Origin of the sequence: Phenylobacterium sp., assembly GCF_036677185.1 — a bacterium.
In the GTDB taxonomy this organism is placed as follows: Bacteria; Pseudomonadota; Alphaproteobacteria; order Caulobacterales; family Caulobacteraceae; genus Phenylobacterium.
This window is the reverse complement of record NZ_JAKFEN010000035.1, coordinates 25,996-41,020: the sequence shown is the minus strand read 5'-3', so window position 1 is coordinate 41,020 and position 15,025 is coordinate 25,996. Positions and strand designations below refer to the sequence as shown.

13 protein-coding genes are annotated in these 15,025 nt (G+C 70.5%); 1 reads left to right on the top strand and 12 read right to left on the bottom strand.

Going from position 1 to position 15,025, the window contains the following annotated elements; all coding sequences use genetic code 11:
• Positions 1-213 (bottom strand): acetyl-coenzyme A synthetase N-terminal domain-containing protein (locus V6M51_RS19235; protein WP_332769782.1); only part of this gene is annotated, 213 nt, incomplete at its 3' end.
• 212 nt (positions 214-425) lie between these two features.
• Between V6M51_RS19235 and V6M51_RS19230 the strand changes: the two genes are divergently transcribed.
• Positions 426-1,628: a carbohydrate porin gene (locus V6M51_RS19230; protein WP_332769780.1), complete on the top strand. Its 1,203-nt coding sequence runs from the start codon at positions 426-428 to the stop codon at positions 1,626-1,628.
• Here the strand turns inward: V6M51_RS19230 and V6M51_RS19225 are convergent.
• The 11 genes from V6M51_RS19225 to V6M51_RS19175 all read right to left on the bottom strand — a co-directional run bounded on the left by V6M51_RS19225 (position 1,617) and on the right by V6M51_RS19175 (position 15,017).
• A complete protein-coding gene (locus tag V6M51_RS19225; RefSeq protein WP_332769779.1) occupies positions 1,617-2,780 on the bottom strand; it encodes a M20 aminoacylase family protein in 1,164 nt (387 codons plus the stop codon). The genes V6M51_RS19230 and V6M51_RS19225 overlap by 12 nt on opposite strands.
• A gap of 2 nt (positions 2,781-2,782) precedes the next feature.
• The gene (locus V6M51_RS19220) at positions 2,783-3,274 is read right to left on the bottom strand and encodes an Lrp/AsnC family transcriptional regulator (RefSeq protein ID WP_332769778.1); all 492 of its coding nucleotides are present in this window, start codon (positions 3,272-3,274) and stop codon (positions 2,783-2,785) included.
• A gap of 13 nt (positions 3,275-3,287) precedes the next feature.
• The gene (locus V6M51_RS19215) at positions 3,288-4,679 is read right to left on the bottom strand and encodes an aspartate aminotransferase family protein (RefSeq protein WP_332769777.1); all 1,392 of its coding nucleotides are present in this window, start codon (positions 4,677-4,679) and stop codon (positions 3,288-3,290) included.
• A gap of 109 nt (positions 4,680-4,788) precedes the next feature.
• Positions 4,789-5,868: a tartrate dehydrogenase gene (locus V6M51_RS19210; RefSeq protein ID WP_332769775.1), complete on the bottom strand. Its 1,080-nt coding sequence runs from the start codon at positions 5,866-5,868 to the stop codon at positions 4,789-4,791.
• A 20-nt stretch (positions 5,869-5,888) separates the two neighbouring features.
• Positions 5,889-7,370, bottom strand: coding sequence for an NAD-dependent succinate-semialdehyde dehydrogenase (locus tag V6M51_RS19205; RefSeq protein ID WP_332769774.1), 1,482 nt, complete (start codon positions 7,368-7,370; stop codon positions 5,889-5,891).
• A 14-nt stretch (positions 7,371-7,384) separates the two neighbouring features.
• A complete protein-coding gene (locus V6M51_RS19200) occupies positions 7,385-8,242 on the bottom strand; it encodes a GNAT family N-acetyltransferase (protein WP_332769773.1) in 858 nt (285 codons plus the stop codon).
• A 300-nt stretch (positions 8,243-8,542) separates the two neighbouring features.
• Complete coding sequence (locus V6M51_RS19195) at positions 8,543-10,363, bottom strand: ABC transporter ATP-binding protein (RefSeq protein ID WP_332769771.1); 1,821 nt, start codon at positions 10,361-10,363, stop codon at positions 8,543-8,545.
• Positions 10,363-11,247 (bottom strand): ABC transporter permease, encoded by an 885-nt coding sequence (locus V6M51_RS19190; protein ID WP_332769769.1) that lies wholly within the window; start codon positions 11,245-11,247, stop codon positions 10,363-10,365. Before V6M51_RS19190 ends, V6M51_RS19195 begins: the two co-directional genes overlap by 1 nt.
• Positions 11,247-12,197 (bottom strand): ABC transporter permease, encoded by a 951-nt coding sequence (locus tag V6M51_RS19185; protein ID WP_332769767.1) that lies wholly within the window; start codon positions 12,195-12,197, stop codon positions 11,247-11,249. The genes V6M51_RS19190 and V6M51_RS19185 overlap by 1 nt, the downstream gene beginning before the upstream one ends.
• A 4-nt stretch (positions 12,198-12,201) precedes the next feature.
• Positions 12,202-13,737 carry an ABC transporter substrate-binding protein gene (locus V6M51_RS19180; RefSeq protein ID WP_332769766.1) on the bottom strand — a complete coding sequence of 512 codons (1,536 nt, stop codon included), beginning with the start codon at positions 13,735-13,737 and terminating at the stop codon, positions 12,202-12,204.
• Positions 13,737-15,017, bottom strand: a complete 1,281-nt coding sequence (locus V6M51_RS19175; RefSeq protein ID WP_332769764.1) for an NAD(P)/FAD-dependent oxidoreductase — start codon at positions 15,015-15,017, stop codon at positions 13,737-13,739. The genes V6M51_RS19180 and V6M51_RS19175 overlap by 1 nt, the downstream gene beginning before the upstream one ends.
• Positions 15,018-15,025 lie beyond the last annotated feature (8 nt).

Below are 15,025 nucleotides of genomic sequence, written 5' to 3'. Positions count from 1 at the left end.
GTACCAGCGGATGTGGAACGGGTGCTTGTGGAAGGAGGTGTCCTTGATCTGGGTCGGGGGCGTGATCCAGTCCAGGCGGCCGGCGACCTTGCGCCAATAGGCCTCCGGATCGGCTTCCACCTGCGCGACGGCGGCCTCGTAGCCGGCGGCGTCCATATGCGCGCGCTTGGCCCAGGCGCTCGGAACCGGAAAGACCTCGCCTTCGGACACCATTCACCTCCGGGTTCGGGAACAGCCCGCCGCCACGGCGCGGAAGGCCGGGGTGGCCGTGGTCGGCGGGCGCCAGCGACCAGGGGGGCGAGGCCGCGGCGCCGACGTTCTCCCACGCACCCGCCGGAATGATCTGCGGTTTTCGCGGCTGGCGACGCAGCCGCCGCGCCGAACAGCGAGGCCTGTTCGCAATCACATGGGGCGCTGCTCCGGCGATGATCGCCCAACTTAGCTTGTCGGGTTTCCGCGTGGTTGCACATCGGATCATCGGTGCGGTTGGGGCGCTCTTCGCGCTCGGAACCACGGCGTCGGCCGAGGAGACTCCCGCCGTCCAATTGTCGGCGACCTACACCGGCGAAGCCTGGCGCAACCTCCACGGCGGCCTGCGCCCTGGCTCCGCCTACCTCGAGAACCTCGAGGCGGCCGCCGAGGTCGATATGGAGCGCGCGTCCGGCTGGCGTGGCGCGACCGTTCGCGTGTCGGCCTTCTGGAACGACGACGACACCCTCTCCGAACGGCTGGTCGGCGACACCCAGGCGGTCAGCGGCAAGGACGCCACCGGCGGGACCCGCCTCTATGAGGCCTGGGTGCGGCAGGCGATCGGCGGCGGCGGCGTCAAGCTGGGCGTCATCGACCTCAACAGCGATCTCGCCCTCAACAAGGCTGCGCTCCTGTTCGTGAACGGGGCGCAGGGCCTCGGCCTTGATCTCGCTCAGATCGGGCGGAACGGCCCCTCGGTGTTCCCGAACACCGGCCTGGGCGTGCTGGCCGAGCTTCCGATCGACGGGCACTGGGAGGTCAAGATCGGGGCGTTCGACGGCGTGCCCCGCAATCTCGACGGGCCTCCCGGCCCGACCTTCCGCATCGGCGCTGACGACGGGGCCCTGATCGTGGCGGAACTCCTCCACGAGAGCGACAACGAAACGCGGCTCGCGCTGGGGCTCTGGAGCCACACCGCCAAGTTCGACGCGATGGGCGGGGCGGTCGAGCGCGACTCCTCGATGGGCGGCTACGCCCTGGTCGAGCGCCCCCTCGCGCGGTGGGGCGATCAGCGCCTTGACGGCTTCGTTCGCCTGGGTCTGGCCGAGCCCAAGACGGAAGAGATCGCAGCCGCATATAGCGCCGGCCTCGTGCTGAGCGGCCGCCTGCTGGGTCTCGAGGATGAGGCCCTCGGCGTGGCCTTCACCACGGCGCAGACCAGCCGGCCGTACAGGCGCGCGCGCGCCGCGCTCGGCGCGCCCGTGGACAAGCACGAGACGGCGGTGGAGCTGACCTACCGCGCCCAGGTCACGCCCTGGCTCGCGGTGCAGCCCGACGTGCAGTACGTGATCAACCCCGGCGCTGATCCGGCTCTGAAGAACGCGCTGGTGGTAGGGCTACGGTTCGAGATGGCGTGGAGCGGGCCGTCAGGCCGCTAGCAGCCGCTCGACGATCGCCGCGTGCAGCCGAATCCCCGTGGGGATCACGGCGTCGTTGAAGTCGTAAGCAGGATGGTGCAACGGCACGTGCTCGCCCTCGCGCGCCTGGCCCAGCCAGATGTAGGCGCCCTTCCGCGCCTGCAGCATGAAGGCGAAATCCTCGGAGGTGAACGCCGGCGCGGGCGCGGTGTCGGCGTGGCAGCAGGCGCATCGCGCGGCCGCGAGCGCTTCGGCCGCCGCCTCTGGGTGGTTGATGGTCGCCGGGTAGTACCGATCATAGATGATCGTCGGCTTCACGCCGTGCGCGGTCGCGACCCCGGCGACGACGTCGCGCAACGCTGCTTCGATCGTGTCCTGCACTTCGGGCTCGAAGCTGCGCACCGTGCCCGTCACGCGAACGATCGCCGGCAGGACGTTGTGGGACTGGCCGCCTTCGATCTTCGTCACGGAGAGCACGGCCGATGATGTGGGCGGAATGCGGCGCGAGACGATGCTGTTCAGCTGGGTCACCAGGTGACTCGCGGCCAGGATGGCGTCCGGAGTCTGGTGCGGCATGGCGGCGTGGCCGCCCCGGCCCTCGAGGCTGATTTCGAACTTGTCCGCCGCCGCCATGATCGGTCCTGCGCGGGTCTGGGCCGTCCCCGCCGGCAGGTCGGGCCAGTTGTGCAGGGCGTAGACCTGGTCCGTCGGGCAGAGGTCGAAGAGGCCGGCCTCGATCATCGCCCGCGCCCCGCCCAGACCTTCCTCGGCCGGTTGGAAGACGAAGTTCACCGTGCCGTCGAAGCGGCGCGTTCGGGCCAGGTGACGCGCCGCGCCCAGGAGCATCGCCACGTGACCGTCGTGGCCGCAGCCGTGGAAGACGCCGGCCGTCCGGCTCGCATAGGCCAGCCCCGTCTCTTCCCGGATCGGCAGGGCGTCCATGTCGGCCCTGAGCGCAAGGCTCCGGTCCGAGCCGCCGGCGCGCAGCACGCCCACCACCCCGGTGCCGCCGATCCCGGCGTGGACCTCGAGCCCGATCTCCCGCAGCGCCTCGGCGATCTTCGCCGACGTGCGGTGCTCGGCGAACCCCAGCTCGGGATGGGCGTGGATGTCGCGGCGGAACGCGACCAGGGGCTCGATCAGGTCGGCGATGTCGGAGGCGGTCGTGGACATGCTCAGGCCTTCTCTCCGAACAGCCCCTGGATCGGGTAGTGCGTCTTGATGAAGGGCGACTTGATGACGATGTAGCTGAAGTACTTCTCGATCCCGATGTTGCTCTCGAGCAGGTACTCGATGAGGGTCTGATAGTGGCTCACGCCGGGGGTCACGAACTTGAGCAGATAGTCGTAGCCACCGCTGACCAGGTGGCACTCGATAATCTCGTCCACCGTGCGGATCTTGGCCTCGAAGCGGGCGAAGTCGGGGCTTCTGTGGTCCTGCAGGGTCACTTCCGTGAAAACGGTGAGGAACTCGCCCAGCTTGTGCAGGTTGATCTGGGCTCCATAGCCGGTGATGTAGCCCGCCTGCTCCAACCGCTTGACCCGCGTCAGGCAAGGACTGGGCGACAGGCCGACCGCGTCCGCCAACTCGACGTTGGTGATCCGCCCGCTCTTCTGGAGCTGGGCTAGGATCTTGAGGTCGATCCGATCGAGCTTCGGCGTATTCATTGAGGCCCCGGCGCTAAGCCAATGCCGCCCGAATGTCAGGCTCTTCGAGCAATGCGTCCAGTGTCCTCCCTATGCGCTCGAAAATCATGTCCATTTCCGCCTCCGAGCAACAGAGCGCCGGCGCCAGGCCGATCGTCGCGTCCCCAAAGGCCCGATAGATCACGCCATTGCCATAGCCGCCGCTGAACAGGCGATCGGGCAACTTCAGCGCAGGATCGAACGGCCGCTTGGTCGCCTTGTCGGCCACGAGCTCGATCGCGCCCAGCAGGCCCCGCCCGCGCGTGTCGCCGACCATCGGGTGCTCGGCCAGCCGCGCGAGGCCCGCCGCGAACCGCGGCGCCACGGCGCGGGCGTTCGCGAGGATCCCGCCCTCGGTGTAGAGCCGCAGCACCTCCAGGCCCACGGCCGCGCTGACCGGATGGCCCGAATAGGTGAAGCCGTGGCCAACCGGCATATCAGGCGCCGCGTCGGCGATGGTCGAATAGACCTCCTCGGACATCAGGACCGCGCCCATCGGGGCGTAGCCCGCGGTCAGGCCCTTGGCGACGGTCATCAGGTCGGGCGACACGTCCTCGTCTTCGCAGGCGAACATCGGCCCCGTGCGGCCAAAGCCGGTGATCACCTCGTCGGCGACGAACAGGATCCCGAGCTCGGCGCAGGTGTCGCGGATGGCCCTGAGCCAGCCCTTCGGCGGCACGATCACGCTGCCCGAACCCTGGATCGGCTCGCAGAAAAAGGCTGCGACATTGTCTGCGCCAAGCTCGGCCACCTTGGCCCGCAGCTCCCCAACCGAGCGGGCGATCAGGGCCTCGTCGCTGAGCCCGCTGCGGTACGGATAGGGGGACGGCAGGTGATGCTGCCAGGCGCGCGGCACGTCGAAATTGCGGTGGAAGGCCGGGAGCGCCGTCAGGCCCGAGCCCAGGCTGGACGAGCCGTGGTAGCCGCGCTCGAGGGCGATGAACTGCTTCTTCGCCGGTTTCCCCAGCGCGTTGAAGTAGTGGACGATGAAGCGGATGGCCGAGTCCACGGCGTCCGACCCACCCAGGGTGAAGTAGACCCGCTCCAGCCCGGGCGGCGCCAGCTCGGCCAACCGCTGCGCCAGCCGGATGGCGGGCTCGCTGCCGAAATCGAAGTAGCCGGTGGCGTAGGGCAGCCGGCGCATCTGCTCGGCCGCGGCCTGCACGATGCTCTCCTGGCCATAGCCGACGTTCACGCACCAGAGGCCCGCGAAGGCGTCCAGCAGCTCACGGCCGTCTCCGTCGGTGAGCCACATCCCGCGCCCGGATTCGAGCACCGTCACGCCGCGCGCCTCGTGCGCGCGGTAGGCGCTGACCGGATGGATCAGATGGTCGCGGTCGAGCTCCTGGAGCGTTCGGTTGGACCTGATGGGGTTCGGCAGCGGCATTTGCCCGTCTCCTCGCTGCCGCTAGGCTAGGCGAGACGCGGCGCGCGGATCGGCCGTCGTGGCCTTGCGCGTGAGGGCGCGGCGGCGTTTTTTCGACGTCCGCGGCAGATTATGCTTCGAGGGCCTGGGCGATGGCCTCGCCGCAGGTGACGGTGTCGGCGGTCCCCTTGAGGTCGGCGGTCCGCAGCTTGGGCTCGGCCAGCACGGTCTCGATGGCGCGCATGATCGAGGCCGCCGCGGCCGGCTCCCCCAGGTGCTCCAGCATCATCGCCGCCGACCAGATCTGGCCCACGGGATTGGCGATCCCCTTGCCTGCGATGTCGGGCGCCGAGCCGTGCACCGGTTCGAACAGCGAGGGCGACGTGCGCTCGGGGTTGATGTTGCCGGAGGGGGCGACGCCGATAGTGCCCGTGCAGGCAGGGCCCAGGTCCGAGAGGATGTCGCCGAACAGATTGGAGGCCACCACGACGTCGAAGCGGTCCGGATTCAGCACGAACTGCGCGGTCAGGATGTCGATGTGATACTTGTCCCACCGCACGTCGGGATAGCTCGCCGCCATCGCCTCCACGCGCTCGTCCCAGTAGGGCATGGTGATGGAGATGCCGTTGGACTTTGTGGCGGAGGTCAGATGCTTCTCAGGCCGGCGGCTCGCCAGCTCGAAGGCGTAGCGCAGCACCCGGTCGACGCCGATCCGGGTCATCACCGTGTCCTGGATCACCACCTCGCGCTCGGTGCCCGGGAACATCCGGCCGCCGACCGAGGAGTACTCGCCCTCGGTGTTCTCGCGCACGATCCAGAAGTCGATGTCGCCAGGCTCACGGCCGGCCAGCGGACTGGCGACGCCGGGCAGGAGCCGCGCGGGGCGCAGGTTAACGTACTGATCGTACTCGCGCCGGAACTGCAGCAGCGAGCCCCACAGGGAGATGTGGTCCGGCACGGTGTCGGGCCAGCCGACCGCGCCGAAGAAGATGGCGTCGGGCCGGCCGATCCGGTCCTTCCAGTCGTCCGGCATCATCTTGCCGTGCCGCGCGTAGTAGTCGCACGAGGCGAAGTCGTGCCACTGCTGCTCGACGCGGAAGCCGTGTATCGCGGCGACACGCTCCAGCACGCGGATCCCCTCCGGCGTGGTCTCCTTGCCGATCCCGTCGCCCGGGATCACGGAGATCCGGTAGACTCGTTCGTCCGACATGCTTCGCTTCCGCTCCGGCTTCAGGTCGAGAGCTTCAGGCCGCCGAAGTGGAAGGCCTTGGTCTCCAGGTATTCCTCCAGCCCGGCGTGGCCGCCCTCGCGGCCGAGGCCTGACTGCTTCACGCCGCCGAACGGCGCCATCTCCATGGCGATGGAGCCGGTGTTCAGCGCCACCATCCCGGCCTCCAGCCGCTCGCCGACGCGCCACGCCCGGTGCAGGTTCTCGGTGTAGAAATAGCTGGCCAGTCCATACGGCGTGGCGTTGGCGAGCTCGATCGCCTCGGCCTCGTCGCGAAACCGGAACAGCGGCGCCACCGGGCCGAAGGTCTCCTCGCTCGCCAGGCGCATCTCGCGCGTCGCGCCGGTGAGCACCACCGGGGCCACGAAGCGGCCGGCGTCGAGGTCGACGTCCGAGGTGGCCAGGATGCGGGCGCCCCGGTCCAGGGCGTCCGCCAGGTGCGCGCGCACCTTCTCCACCGCCGCGCCGTTGATCAACGGTCCGGTGGTGACGCCGCTCGCCGTCCCGGGTCCGACCTTGAGGCCGGCCACGGCGCGGGCGAGGCGCTCGGCGAAGGCGTCGTGGACGCCGTCCTGCACGAGGATGCGGTTCGCGCAGACGCAGGTCTGGCCGGCGTTGCGGAACTTGCTCGCCATGGTCGCGGCCACCGCCAGGTCCAGATCGGCGTCGTCGAAGACGATCAGCGGCGCGTTGCCGCCCAGCTCCAGGCTCAGCCGCTTCAGGGTGTCGGCGCACTGCCGCATGAGCAGCGCGCCGATGCGGGTGGAGCCGGTGAACGAGAGCTTGCGCACCACCGGGTTCGCGGTCAGTTCGGTCCCGATGGCTTCGGGCCGCCCGACCACCACGTTCAGGACGCCCGCCGGCAGACCCGCGCGCTCAGCGAGCTTGGCCAGGGCCAAGGCTGTGAACGGCGTGAGTTCCGAGGGTTTCACCACCACCGGACAGCCCGCGGCGAGCGCTGGCGCGCATTTGCGGGTGATCATCGCCGCTGGGAAGTTCCAGGGCGTGATGGCGGCCGAGACGCCGACCGGTTCCTTGGTCACCAGGATCCGGCGGTCGGCCTCGGGCGCGGGCACAGTATAGCCGGCGATCCGGCGGCCCTCCTCGGCGAACCACTTGATGAACGAGGCGGCGTAGCGGATTTCGCCCTCGGCCTCGGCCAGCGGCTTGCCCTGCTCGGCCGTCATGATGCGCGCCAGGTCGGCGGCGTTCTCCAGCACCAGGGCGTGCCACCGCTCCAGGATCACAGAACGCTCGCCGGCGGTGCGCGCCCGCCACGGCCCGAAGGCGGCCTCGGCCGCGGCGATGGCGGCGCGGGTTTCCTCGGCGCCGCAGTCCGGGACGTGGCCGATAACGGCGCCGGTCGCCGGGTCCTGGACGGCCAGCGTGGCGCCGGAGGCGGCCGTGATCCAGCGGCCGTCCACGAGGGCGCGGGTCTCGAACAGGCTCGGGTCGGCGAGGATCGGCGCGGCGAGTTTATTCATGATAGCGGCGGAGCTCAGCTGAAGGCCTGACTGACGATGGCGTACGGCGCGACGCCGTCGCCGCGGGCCGGCGGGGGACCTAGGACCATGGTGGTGACGGAATCGACCTCCTTGAGGCCCATCTTCTCAAGCCAGTCCGCGAGACCGGCGTCCCCCGGAGTGTCCACGCGGATGAACATGCCGGCGTTGGAACCTAGCCAATGCGAGATCAGCGCCCGGGCGCCGTCGCGGTCCGGCGACACCACCGGACCCACGGCATAGCCGCGGCCAAAGCGGCGAAAGAGCGCGAAGCCGGCGGCCTCGCCGCCACGGTCGAGGATCACGCCCTGCCCGCTCTCCAGCAAGGCCGAGACGAGCGCCTCCCGCTTGAGGCCCGTGGCTCGGCGGTCGAGCTCGATGATCGCGGCGCCGTCGCTGGCGCCGAGCGGCCGCACCCGCTCGCCTTTGCGCAGCTTTGCGACCGGGACCGAGAAGGCCGCGCCCTGGTGCTGGTGGATCGTGCCCACCGGCTCGAAGCCCAGCTTGCGGTAGAGCGGCGCGCCGATCTCTGTCGAGTTGAGCAACACCGTCCGCCCGCTGAGCCGCGCCAGGACCGCCTCCATCAACTTGCGGCCCACGCCGCCGCCGCGGCAGGCGCGCGAGACGATGACCATCCCGAGCGTCGCGGCGTCCGACCCGTAGGGCCAGCCCATGGTCGTGCCCACGATCTGGCCGTCCAGCTCCGCGACGACGCCGAAGCCGACGCTCAGCATCAGTTCCCAGTCCTCGAGCCGGTGCGGCCACTGCGCCTCGCTCGAAAGCGCATGGGCCGCGACCAGGTCTGCCGGCGTCATGTCCCTAAGCCGCAGGTCGGCCACCGCCGAAATCTCCATCGCAATCTACTCCTCGCCGCCGCATGCCGATCCGGCGCAGCACAGTCAGGCCTGTTCGAAATCGGAGCCGGCTCCGAAACGAGGCCCGGCATCCTAGTTTTCGACAGCATACGGCGCCTGCGTTGGCATTCGCTGCCGGGTTGCGGGGCAAATCGGTGACTTATCGCGCGTCATCCAGCCCGATGGGCCGGAAATGCCGCGCGCAACCCCTCGGCTGAGTACAACCTGGACGAGCGCCGCCATGGGGAAATCTGACCCCAGTGGGCATGATGTGCGGCCCCATCACCGCCTCGGCGCGGGCTATGTGGAGGGCGCGGGTGACGGCCTCGACGTCCGCTGTCCGAGGGACGGCCGTGTCGACAGGTCCTCTTCGCTGCGGTGGCACAGCACCTCCGAACCGGCCAACCGGACGCGTGGCGGCGGCAGGCGATCGCAGACGCCTTGGATGCGCACCGGGCAGCGGTCCAGGAAGCCGCAGAGGCCGGGCGCGACGGTCGGCGCGGCTTTCCGCGCCTCGCGCACCGCCGTCTCCTCCAGCCAGCCGCGCCGCATCTCGGGCACGGAGCCGACCAAGAGATCGGTATAGGGATGGAACGGCGGGGCGCTGAACGCCTCGCGGCCGCCCGCCTGCACCTTGCGGCCCGCGTACAGCACGACGATCTCGTCGCAGATCGCCCGCACGGTCGAGATGTCATGGCTGATGAACATGAACGACACCCCGAGCCCGCGGCGCAACTCGGCCATCAGGTCTAGGACCGCGGCGGCGACCACCGTGTCCAGGGCCGAGGTCACCTCGTCGCAGAGGATCAGGTCGGGCTCGGCGGCCAGCGCGCGGGCGAGGTTGATGCGCTGCTTCTGTCCGCCCGAGAGCTCGCCGGCGCGGCGGCTGGCGAGGGCGGCAGGCAAGCGGATCAGGTCCAGCAGTTCAGCGACCCGCCGCTCGCGCGCCTCCCCCTTCAGACCGTGGTACAGCTCGAGCGGGCGGCCCAGGATGCGCTCCACGCTATGTGCGGGATTGAGCGCCGTGTCGGCGTTCTGGAAGACGATCTGCACGCGGCGCAGTTGCTCCCGCGACCGGCGGGCCAGCGCCGGCGGCAGGGCGGCGCCGTCCAGCAGCACGGTCCCGGCGGACGGTGGCAAGAGGCCCGCGACCACGCGCGCCAGGGTCGACTTGCCCGAACCCGACTCGCCGATCACGCCCAGGGTCGAGCCGCGGGCGATGCTGAGGCTCACGTCCTGCAGCACCGGAACCCGGCCGTAGCTGGCGGTGACGCCCCGCACCTCGAGCAGCGGCGTGGGCGCGGCCGTGGCCTCGGCCGCGGCGGCAGTCCGCACCTGCGGCCGGGCGGCGGCCATCAGGGTCTGGGTGTAGGCGTCCTGCGGCGCGTGCAGCACCTGGTCGGTCAGGCCCGTCTCGCGCACCTCGCCGTGACGCAGCACCACGATGCGGTCCGCCATCTGCGCCACCACGGCGAGGTCGTGGGAGACATAGACCGCCGTCGCGCCGCGCTCGGCCACGACCTTCTTGAACACCCGCAGCGCCTCGATCTGGGTGGTGACGTCGAGGGCGGTGGTGGGCTCGTCCAGAATCACCAGGGCCGGATCGGTGATCAGCGCCATGGCCGCCATCAAGCGCTGCAGCTGTCCGCCCGAGACCTGGTGCGGATAGCGGCGGCCGATGGTGTCGGGATCGGGCAGCGCCAGGGCGCGGAACAGCTCCACGGCCTTCGCCTCGGCGTCAGCGCGGCTCAGGAGACCGTGGATCGTCGCGGGCTCCGTCACCTGGTCCATGATGGTGCGGGACGGGTTGAACGACGCGGCCGCGCTCTGGGCGACATAGGCCACGGTTGCGCCGCGATAGGCGCCGAGCTGGGCGGCGTTGAGCGCCAGGACGTCCGTCCCCGCCACCTCGATCGACCCCTCGGCGATCCGGCAGCCGCCGCGGGCGTAGCCCATCAGGGCGAGCGCGATGGTCGTCTTGCCCGAGCCGGACTCGCCGATCAGGGCCAGGACCTCGCCCTTCGGGATCGAGAAGCTGACGTCGTGCACAATGGTCACCGGCCGGTCGTCGTCGCCCGGCGCCGTCACCTTCAGCCCGCTCACCCGCACATGGTCGACCATCACGGCTCTCCCTGCACGCGCCGGGCGCGACCCGGCAGGGCGTCGATCAGCAGGTTGACCCCGATGGTCAGGGTGGCGATGGAAAGCGCCGGCATCAGGACCGCCAGCGCGCCGTCGCCGAGGCCGGAGGTGTTCTCGCGCACCAGCGAGCCCAGGTCGGCGTTCGGGGGCTGCACACCCAGGCCCAGGAAGCTGAGGCCCGACAGCAGCAGCACGACGAAGACGAAGCGCAGGCCGAAGTCGGCGAGCATCGGGTTGATCATGTTGGGCAGGACCTCGACCCGCGCCAGGTAGAAGCGGCCCTCGCCGCGCGCCCGGGCGGCCTGGACATAGTCCATCTCGTTGAGGTTCACCGCCAGCGACCGGCCGATGCGGTAGGCGCCGGGCACATAGGTCGCCGCCGCGATCAGCAAGAGCAGCGGGATCGAGGAGCCGAAGGCGGCGACCATCACCAGCGCCAGCACCTTGCTGGGGATCGAGATCATGGCGTCCATCAGGCGGCTCAGCGCCTCGTCGACCCAGCGCCCGCTGACCGCGGCGGTGAGCGCGAGCGCCGTGCCGATTGTGCTGGCCAGCACAGCTGCGGCCAGCGCCAACCCCACGGTGTAGCGCGCGCCCGACAGCACCCGGCTCAGCACGTCGCGGCCCAGGTAGTCGCTGCCCAGCAGGTGGGCGGCGCTGGAACCTTCGAACACGTCCGGGGCGACGATGGCTCCGACCTCATAGGGCGCTAGGAACGGCCCGACGATGGCGGCGGCGACCCAGAACACCACGAGCGCCAGGCCGACGCGGCCGGACAGCGGCAGCGACGCCCAGAACCCGGCGGCGCGGCGGACCGGCGACGGCCGGGCGGCAGGAGCGGCGGGGGCGGCGGTGTCGGTCATCAGCGCCTCAGCCGCGGGTTGGCGAGAATGGCGATGACGTCGGCGATGAGGACAAGCAGCAGGTAGGCGCTGCAGAAGACCATGGCGCAGGCCTGCAGCAGCGGCATGTCGCGGCTGGTGACGGCGTCCACCATCAGGCTGGCGACGCCCGGGTAGTTGAAGATGGTCTCCACGATGATCGCCCCGCCCAGCAGGTAGGACAGGCTGAGCGCCACCGCGTTGACGATCGGCCCAACAGCGTTGGGCAGCGCGTGGGTCAGCGCCACGCGGACCGGGTTCACGCCCTTCAGCACGGCCATCTCCACGTAAGGCTGGCTCATCTGGTCGATCACCGCCGCCCGCGTCATTCGCGCCATCTGGGCCACGATCACGAAGCAGAGCGTCATCACCGGCAGGGCGTAGGCGCGCAGCATTTCGCCCAGGGTCGCCTCCTCCGGGATCAGGGTGAGGGAGGGCAGCCAGCGCAGCTTCACCGCGAAGATCAGCACGGCGATGGTGGCCACCAGGAACTCGGGCACCGCCACCATCGACAGCGTCGCCACGTTCAGCGCGCGGTCCAGCAGCGAGCCGCGGAACATCGCCGACAGGATGCCGATGGCCAGCGCCAGCGGCACCGACACCGCCGCGGTCAGGCCGGCCAGCAGCAGCGACTTGGGCAGGCGCGCCCCGATCAGCTCACGCACCGGCAGATCGTTGGCCATGGAGCGGCCGGGATCGCCGGTGACCAGCCCGCCCAGCCAGCGGACATAACGCTCCGGCGCCGGCTGGTTCAGGCCCAGCTGCTCGCGCAGCGCCGCGACGGCCTCGGGCGTCGCGCTCTGGCCCAGGGTCTCCTGCGCCGCGTCGCCCGGCAGCAGGGAGGAGATGGTGAACACCACCAGAGACACCAGGAGCAGCGTCAGGACCGCGGCGCCGAGCCTGCGCAGGATCAGGGCGAGCGTCAGGGCCATCCGCTCAGCCCTCCAGCCAGACGTGTTCGGCGAAGGCGTAGCCCATCAGGCCCCCGATCGGGATCGACCCGAAGCCCTTCAAACGCTGGTCGTAGGCGTCGAGGCTGCTGATGAACACGGGGATCGCCACCCCGCCCTTTTCGTGCACCAGCACCTGCATGTCACCGTAGAGCTGGCGGCGGCGGGCCTCGTCCGCCTCGGAGCGGGCGGCCAGCAGCAGCTGGTCGAAGCGGCTGTTCTTCCAGCCGGACTCGTTCCAGTCGGCGTCCGACTTGAAGAACAGGCTGAACACCAGGTCGGCCGTCGGGCGCGGGTTGGTGTTCCCGAAGGTGAGCGGGTGCTTCATCCAGTGGGTCGACCAGTAGCCGTCGGCGGGCACCCGGTTGACCGCCAGCCGCAGGCCGATCTTCGACGCGGCCTCCTGCAGGATGGACGCCATGTCCACCGAGCCTTCGGCGGCCGGCGAGGCGTAGACCGGCAGGCGGACGCCCAGCAGGCCCGCCCGTTTCAGCAGGAAGCGGGCCCGATCGGGGTCATAGCCGCGCTGCGGCAGACCGGGCAGGTAATAGGGATGGGTGGGCGCGATCGGCTGGTCGTTGGCGATGGTGGCGTAGCCGCGGAACAGGGCGCGGCGGATCAGTTCCCGATCCATCAGCAGCTTCATGGCCATGGTGAAGTCGGGGTGGCCCGTGGGCGCGCGGTCCTGGCGGACCACCAGGTCGGTGAAGAGCCCGGCCTTGGTCTCCAGGATGGCGTGGCGGGCCGAGGCGCGGATGCGCTTGGTCGAGCGCGGGTTGACGGCGTTGATCAGCTGCACGTCGCCCGACAGCAGGGCGTTCACCCGGCTGACCTCGTCTGGGATGCCGATGAGTTCGATCTCGTCCAGATAGGGTCGGCCCGGCTTCCAGTAGTTGGGATTGCGCGTGACGATCGTGCGCACGCCCGGCTTGAACACCTTCAGCCGATAGGGCCCGGTGCCGACCGCGGTCCGGAAGTCGGTGGTCCCGTCCCGGATGATCAGGAAATGCGAGGTCGCCAGGATCGTCGGGAGATCGACGTTGGGGCTCGTGAGCCTCAGCTCGACCTCATCGGTCCCGATCGCGCGGGCCTCGGCGAACTGGCTGGCGACCGTCTTCATCTTGGACGCGACCCGCGGGTCCTTGTGGCGCATCAGGGAGAAGACGACGTCGGCGGCGGTCAGCGTGCGACCGTCGTGGAACGGCACGCCCTTCTTCAGCCGGATCCGCCAGCGGATCCGGTCGCGCGTCTCGAAGGACTCGGCCAGGGCGAGCCTGGGCGTCAGCCGCGCGTCGAACTGGGTGAGCCCGCTGTAGAGCATGTAGTGGCGGACGTAGTCGGTGTTGAGCGCCCCTTTGGCCGGGTCCAGGGTGTCGGCCGTGGAGCTCGACGTGGTGGCCACCCGGATGCGCCCGCCCCGCCGGGGCTGGGCGAACGCCGGCTCGGGCAGGATGAGCGCCCCGCCCGCGGCGCCGATCAGGCCGCGGCGCGTCAGCACGTCGAGGGCGGCCGGATCGCGCATCAGTGCAACCTGTCCTGCAGGCGATAGTAGGCGCCGACGAACGGCAGGAACCACGGCTTGCCGAAGTGGCCCGGGATCGCCGGCCAGCTGAGTTCGCGCCAGGGATTGGCCTCGGCGCGGCCCTCCATGACCTGCGCCATCCGCTGTCCCGTGCCCACCGACATCTGCACGCCATGGCCGCTGTAGCCCATGGCGTAGAATAGGCCGTCGCGCTCGCCCGCGCGGGGCAGCCGGTCGGCGGTCATGTCCACGAGGCCGCCCCAGCAGTAGTCGATCCGCACGCTCGCAAGCTCGGGGAAGATGTCGGCCAGGGCCGCCTGCAGCACCCGGCCGCTCTTGGCGTCCTCGCGCGGGTTGGACATGGCGAACCGGGCGCGGCCGCCGAACAGCAGGCGGCCGTCGGGTGTCGGGCGGAAATAGTTCCCGATGTTCTTGCTGGTGACGTAGTTGCGGCGGTTGGGGATCAGCCGGTCCAGCACGTCGCGGCCCAGCGGCTCGGTCACCACGATGAAGCTGCCCACCGGCACGATCCGCCGGCGGATCCAGCCGAACGGCCCCTGCGTCGCCGCGCCGGTGGCGACAAACACCTGGTCCGCCTCGACGACGCCCTTCGCGGAGGTCACGCGCCAGCGGCCGCCCGCGACCCGCTGGAGGCCGGTTACGGCCGCCTGCTCGTGCACACGCGCACCGGCCCGTGCCGCCGCTTCCGCCAGTCCGACCCCGAACTGGCCCACGTGGAATTGCGCGCTGCGGGTCTGGATCATCCCGCCGTGGAAGGCGTCGGACCCGACCTCCTCGCGGATGCGCTCCGGGGGCACGAGCGTCACGTCCTGGTCGACGCCTTCAGCGCGCAGGGTCTCGTACGCCCGGGCGATCTTCTCGAAATGGTCCGGCTTGGCGGCCAGCTTCATACGGCCGGGCCGATGGAAGCCGCAGTCGATGGACTCGTCCCGGATCAGGCGCTCGACGGCGTCCACGGCGTCCGTGTGGGCGCGGTAGTAGGCGCGCGCCCTTTCGGCCCCGATGCCTTGGGCGAGTGTCGCGTAGTCGTGGGCGAGACCGTTGTTGCAGTGACCGCCGTTGCGTCCTGAAGCCTCACCGCAGACCCGTCCTGCCTCCAGCACCGTCACCGAGGCGCCGTGGCCGGCCAACGCATGCGCCGCGGACAACCCGGTGAAGCCGCCGCCGACCACGACCACGTCCGCTCGGCCTTCGACCGGGCCCTGAGCGGCTCCGCCGAAGGTCGGCGCGGTGTCGAGCCAGTACGGGGTCAGCTTCATCGCGACAT

Excerpts from the sequence above, each read along its gene's own strand:
- V6M51_RS19230 (WP_332769780.1), top strand. The coding sequence starts at position 426 with ATGATCGCCCAACTTAGCTTGTCGGGTTTCCGCGTGGTTGCACATCGG.
- V6M51_RS19225 (WP_332769779.1), bottom strand. The coding sequence starts at position 2,780 with ATGTCCACGACCGCCTCCGACATCGCCGACCTGATCGAGCCCCTGGTC.
- V6M51_RS19220 (WP_332769778.1), bottom strand. The coding sequence starts at position 3,274 with ATGAATACGCCGAAGCTCGATCGGATCGACCTCAAGATCCTAGCCCAG.
- V6M51_RS19215 (WP_332769777.1), bottom strand. The coding sequence starts at position 4,679 with ATGCCGCTGCCGAACCCCATCAGGTCCAACCGAACGCTCCAGGAGCTC.
- V6M51_RS19210 (WP_332769775.1), bottom strand. The coding sequence starts at position 5,868 with ATGTCGGACGAACGAGTCTACCGGATCTCCGTGATCCCGGGCGACGGG.
- V6M51_RS19205 (WP_332769774.1), bottom strand. The coding sequence starts at position 7,370 with ATGAATAAACTCGCCGCGCCGATCCTCGCCGACCCGAGCCTGTTCGAG.
- V6M51_RS19200 (WP_332769773.1), bottom strand. The coding sequence starts at position 8,242 with ATGGAGATTTCGGCGGTGGCCGACCTGCGGCTTAGGGACATGACGCCG.
- V6M51_RS19195 (WP_332769771.1), bottom strand. The coding sequence starts at position 10,363 with ATGGTCGACCATGTGCGGGTGAGCGGGCTGAAGGTGACGGCGCCGGGC.
- V6M51_RS19190 (WP_332769769.1), bottom strand. The coding sequence starts at position 11,247 with ATGACCGACACCGCCGCCCCCGCCGCTCCTGCCGCCCGGCCGTCGCCG.
- V6M51_RS19185 (WP_332769767.1), bottom strand. The coding sequence starts at position 12,197 with ATGGCCCTGACGCTCGCCCTGATCCTGCGCAGGCTCGGCGCCGCGGTC.
- V6M51_RS19180 (WP_332769766.1), bottom strand. The coding sequence starts at position 13,737 with ATGCGCGATCCGGCCGCCCTCGACGTGCTGACGCGCCGCGGCCTGATC.
- V6M51_RS19175 (WP_332769764.1), bottom strand. The coding sequence starts at position 15,017 with ATGAAGCTGACCCCGTACTGGCTCGACACCGCGCCGACCTTCGGCGGA.